The sequence below is a fragment of the Bradyrhizobium sp. genome (assembly GCF_049512235.1).
In the GTDB taxonomy this organism is placed as follows: Bacteria; Pseudomonadota; Alphaproteobacteria; order Rhizobiales; family Xanthobacteraceae; genus Bradyrhizobium.
Genome location: NZ_JBEKXH010000504.1, coordinates 1 through 4569, shown reverse-complemented (window position 1 = coordinate 4569; position 4569 = coordinate 1). Strand labels below are relative to the sequence as shown.

The following is a 4569-nucleotide window of genomic DNA, read 5'->3' as shown; positions in this document are numbered from 1 at the left end:
GGCTGGCTGGTCTCCATGACCACAAGGCAGGCCGGTCATTTCTTCTTCGAGCCGAAGGGCTACGACCACATCAATCAGGCGACGCACGATCACAAAGAGGAAATCAAGGTCGGCTATAATCTGAACCGCAAGATCGTGCTGATGACGATCTGGGCGCTCTCGCCGCTGGTGCTGTTGCTCGATCCGACCCTGTTCGGCCTTTTCACGCCCTGGACCTCGGCGGCGGATTTCATGCGCCAGGTCGCCAAGATCTGGCTTGCGATCGGGATCGGCGGCCTCTTGTTCCGTACCGTCCACCTGTTCTTCATCCGCGACGTCGAGACCGGCCTGGTCTGGATGACCAAGATCCTGACCGACCCGTTCAGCGATTTCCGGCTTTACTACAAGGCGCCGCTGTTTCTGCTGCGCGGCGAGTTGATCGATCCCGGCCTCGATCTGATCGAGCACGAGCTCGAAGAGCAGCACGCCTGAACGTGGTTTGAAATCATCCGATAGAATGCGGCTAAACCATCGGTCAGCGAAAGGCGCTTGCGATCATCTCTCTCAGGATCCGGCGGCGGATGGCTTTGTTGGTGAGGGCCGCGTCGCGCCACCACCAGCCGTCCTGCTTCATGTTCTCCGCCGCGGCCACGAAGCGCTTCGCCACCTCGGCAAAATCCGCCTCGGTGTAGTTCAGGCTGAAGATCAGGCGGCCGGTCCCGATCCAGCTCAGCGCCAGGTTCTCAAGGCGCAGATAATACTGAAACATCCAGTTGTAGCGCGACGGCTCGGTATAATGGACCATCCAGATCGAAGAGAGGTTGCAGACCCGCACCGGCAGATCGTGCGCGGCCAGCATGGCGTTCAGCTGCCCCGCCCGGCCGTCCCAGAGCTCACCCAGACCATCGTAAATGGAGCGGAAATTCGGACTGGCAAGCCGGCCCAGGAATTCATCCATCGCCGCCATGACGTAGGGATGCGAATTGAACGTCCCGCGGGCGAAGCAGACATCGACCGGATGATCGTCGCGGAAGCGGCGCATCAATTGCTTGCGTCCGCAGACCACGCCCACGGGAAGCCCGCCGGCGAGGCTCTTGCCATAGGTCACCATGTCGGCGCGGACACCGAAATATTCCTGCGCACCGCCGGCGGCGATCCTGAAACCGACGAATACCTCGTCGAAGATCAGGACGATTTGGCGCTCGGTGCAGACCCGCCGCAGCGATTTGAGCCATTCGCCGTAGGCCGCGCGATCGAAATGACCGGTTCGCGAACTGTCGACCAGCGAGGAATCCGACGGCGCATTGCCGTTGGGGTGAAGCGCCTGCAGCGGATTGACCAGCACGCAGGCGATATCGCGCCGCGTTCTCAGGACCCGCAGCGTGGCCTCCGACATGTCGGCGAGCGTATAGGTTTCGTGCGGCGAAATCGGGTTGCCGACGCCGGGCTGCACGTCGCCCCACCAGCCGTGATAGGCCCCGGCGAAACGCACCAGATGCGAGCGGCGTGTGTGATAGCGGGCCAGCCTTACCGCCTGCATCACCGCTTCGGTGCCGGACATGTGGAACGAGACCTCGTCGAGCCCGGAAATCTCGCACAAATGTGCGACATTATCGACGATGACGGGATGGTATGGCCCGAGCACCGGGCCGAGCGCATGGGCCCGCGCCCCGGCCCTGTCGATGCATTCCTTGTAGAAGTCGTTGCCGAAAATGTTGACGCCGTAGGAACCGGTCAGGTCGTAGCAGACATTGCCGTCGACATCCGTGACCGTGACGCCGGCCGACGACTGCACGAACGCGCCGGCGCCAAGATGCTCCCTGACCAGCCGGCTGTACTGAAAGGGCACCCGGTAGGCCTCGGTGAATTGCAGGTCGGAAATTCGTGTTGCGGCCTCGGCCGTCAGCTGCCGGCTCTTGGCGTAGCGGTCCCGGTAAAGCTCGGCAAGGCGGAAGAAGCCGTCCTGACGCTTGGTGGCGACCCCGGCCGGCGCGCCGTCGGAGCGGAAAAAATCGTTGATGTCGAATTCGTAGTAGGGAATCAGCCGCGCCACCAGGCGCGACATCTTGGCATGCCCGGTCAGGGAGCGGTGCTTGGCCCGCGACAACTTAAGCCGCGCCCGCAATCTGGGAACGGCGGCAGCGGTACCGGCGATCGCGGCGCCGGCGAGCGAGAGAATCGGAAGCGACAAATCCATGCGACCTACCGCTATCCGCAGCCGCTGACAGAATCATGACGATCCGCAGCCTCATCAGTGTGCTGTCGCAGCAGGAAGACCTGAACTTCCTTTTGACCAACCGGGTGCCGCGGGCGGCCCTGACCCGGTTCATGGGCTGGTTCAGCAAGATCGAGCAGCCCGTGATTCGCGACCTTTCGATCGCGTGCTGGCGGCTGTTTTCCGATCTCGATCTCAGCGAAGCGCGGAAGCAAAGCTTCAAGAGCCTGCACGATTGCTTTACGCGCGAGCTCAAGTCCGGCGCGCGTCCGCCCGACCCCGACCCCGCGATCGTCGTCAGCCCGTGCGATGCCATCATCGGCGCCCACGGCAGCATCGCCGATACCGAGCTGTTCCAGATCAAGGGCGCCGGCTATTCGCTCGCCGACCTGCTCGGCGACCCCGCGCTGGTGGACGCGCACCGCAATGGCCGGTTCATCACCTTGCGGTTGACCTCGAGCATGTATCACCGCTTTCACGCTCCCTTCGATGGCCGGATCGAGCAGGTCAGCTTCATCTGCGGCGATACCTGGAACGTCAATCCGATCGCGCTGAAGCGGATTGAACGGCTGTTCTGCAAGAATGAGCGCGCCGTCATCAAAACCCGGCTCTCGACCGGCGAAGCCCTGACCCTGGTGCCGGTCGCAGCCATTCTGGTGGCCAGTATCCGGCTGCATTTTCTGGGTCGCGTGCTCAATGCGCAAAGCCGCGGACCGGCCACGTTTCGCTGCGATGTGCCGGTGCGCAAGGGCGATGAACTCGGCTGGTTCGAGCATGGATCGACGATCATCGTGCTGGCGCCAGATCATTTTGCATTCTGCGACAATGTGGCGGAGGGCGAGCGGATCTGCGCCGGACAACCCTTGATGCGCAAGCCGGCTTGAGGCTTCGAAATCGCTCGCGGGCCCTGTGATACCTCGCCGCTCTCGATTTGCCGCCGTGCCTCATTATATGCTAGGCGCGCGAAGCGCGCGATTCGGAGACGGCATAAAGGCGAATGATGGTGCGAGTACCTGTTCTGGCGGCAGGCGGAATTGTGTTGCGGAATGAGGCAAACCCGCTGATCGCGGTGGTACGGCTGCGCAAGCGCAATGAATGGGTTCTTCCCAAGGGCAGGCTCGATGATGGCGAGACGCCGCGCGCCGCCGCCGAGCGCGAGGTATGGGAAGAAACCGGGCACGATGTAACCGTCCATGAGTTCCTCGGCACCCTGGTCTATGAATCCGGCGGCCGTTCCAGAATAGTTCACTACTGGCGGATGGAGACGTGCGGCGGGCCATCGCATGAGCTGATGGACGACGTCAGGGAGGTCGACTGGCTGCCGCTGGAGGCCGCGGTCGGGCGGCTGTCGCGCGCCTGCGAGCAGGCTTTTCTCGCTAATGTCGGTCCGCTCGCGCTGGAGTTTTCACGGCGACCCGCGGCCACGCAGGCCACGCCCCGCAAACGAAGGCGCCGGCGTATCGTCGCGACCGACCCCGCGCGCACGACACTGGTTCCGGCTGCGCCGCCGCCCGAATTGATCGCAGCTCCGGTCGCGCCCGATGAGGCGCCGTCGGCGCAGCGAGAGGTCACCGTGACCGCATGGATTGGGCCCGCGGCGTTCGAGGTGGCGCCCGACGTCGGGCAAGAAGTATCCGTGGTCCCGGCACTGCAAGCTCCATGCGGTAACGACGACCAGGCAAGCCCGGCCCAAGACCAGCGCATCAGTCTGTTGCAGAAGGCGCGCGACTGGCTGCGCCGCGCCCGCGCGACCTGACTGCACCCCCTCGGCCTCCTGAACCGAAGCATTTTCCGGTCGGGTCGAATCGACCCGCTAACTAAACTAAACTAACGCCTTTCGTCTGGTTTTCTCTTCGGCGCTGGACCGGCCGGCGGCCGCTTCGGCAGCGCTGGTTTATTCTGCAATCCCCCCTGACGCACCCCGGGCGCGCCAGGCTGCCGTTGCTGGCCCGGCGCCTGCGGCGGTTGGGATTGCTCTCCAGCCCGGTTCGGCAGCGCCGGCTGCTGCGGCAATGCATCCGGCTTCTGCGGCCCTCCCTGACGCAGGCCGGGCGTATTCGGCGGCCGCGGCAAGCCGGGCGCCTGCGGCGGTTGTCCCTGCTGTCCGGCGCGGTTCGGCCGGCCGGGCTGCGCCGGCGCACCGGGCCGCTGCGGCAATCCATTCTGCTTCGGTAGCCCGGGCTGACGCGCCGGATTCGCTGCGGGATTATTCCCAGGCCGATTGCCGGGCGGATTTTGCTGCCGTTGGAGGCGCCGCTCCGTGACGATCTGGCGGCCGACGCTCTGCGCGGCGTGGACCTGACGCACGATACCCTGGTCGCGCCGCACCTCGCTCGCCGAGATCACAAGCGGCTGCGCGGTCACGCGCCCGCCGG

The 4569-nt window shown here is 64.6% G+C and carries 4 protein-coding genes and 1 pseudogene; 3 read left to right on the top strand and 2 right to left on the bottom strand.

From position 1 onward, the window contains the following. Nucleotides 1–471 (top strand): hypothetical protein (locus ABSG20_RS30490; RefSeq protein WP_423868170.1); only part of this gene is annotated, 471 nt, incomplete at its 5' end. A gap of 43 nt (nucleotides 472–514) precedes the next feature. Here ABSG20_RS30490 and ABSG20_RS30485 read toward each other — a convergent pair. After that, a complete protein-coding gene (locus ABSG20_RS30485) occupies nucleotides 515–2176 on the bottom strand; it encodes an aminotransferase class III-fold pyridoxal phosphate-dependent enzyme (protein WP_423868169.1) in 1662 nt (553 codons plus the stop codon). A gap of 35 nt (nucleotides 2177–2211) precedes the next feature. On the opposite strand from ABSG20_RS30485, the gene asd reads away from it, so the two are divergent. Further along, nucleotides 2212–3078 carry an archaetidylserine decarboxylase gene (gene asd, locus ABSG20_RS30480; RefSeq protein WP_423868168.1) on the top strand — a complete coding sequence of 289 codons (867 nt, stop codon included), beginning with the start codon at nucleotides 2212–2214 and terminating at the stop codon, nucleotides 3076–3078. Between the two features lie 116 nt (nucleotides 3079–3194). Further along, nucleotides 3195–3950, top strand: a complete 756-nt coding sequence (locus tag ABSG20_RS30475; protein WP_423868171.1) for an NUDIX hydrolase — start codon at nucleotides 3195–3197, stop codon at nucleotides 3948–3950. A 71-nt stretch (nucleotides 3951–4021) separates the two neighbouring features. Here ABSG20_RS30475 and ABSG20_RS30470 read toward each other — a convergent pair. After that, nucleotides 4022–4569: pseudogene (locus ABSG20_RS30470) on the bottom strand (hypothetical protein); the annotation flags it as partial.

Excerpts from the sequence above, each read along its gene's own strand:
- asd (WP_423868168.1), top strand. The coding sequence starts at position 2,212 with ATGACGATCCGCAGCCTCATCAGTGTGCTGTCGCAGCAGGAAGACCTG.
- ABSG20_RS30485 (WP_423868169.1), bottom strand. The coding sequence starts at position 2,176 with ATGGATTTGTCGCTTCCGATTCTCTCGCTCGCCGGCGCCGCGATCGCC.
- ABSG20_RS30475 (WP_423868171.1), top strand. The coding sequence starts at position 3,195 with ATGGTGCGAGTACCTGTTCTGGCGGCAGGCGGAATTGTGTTGCGGAAT.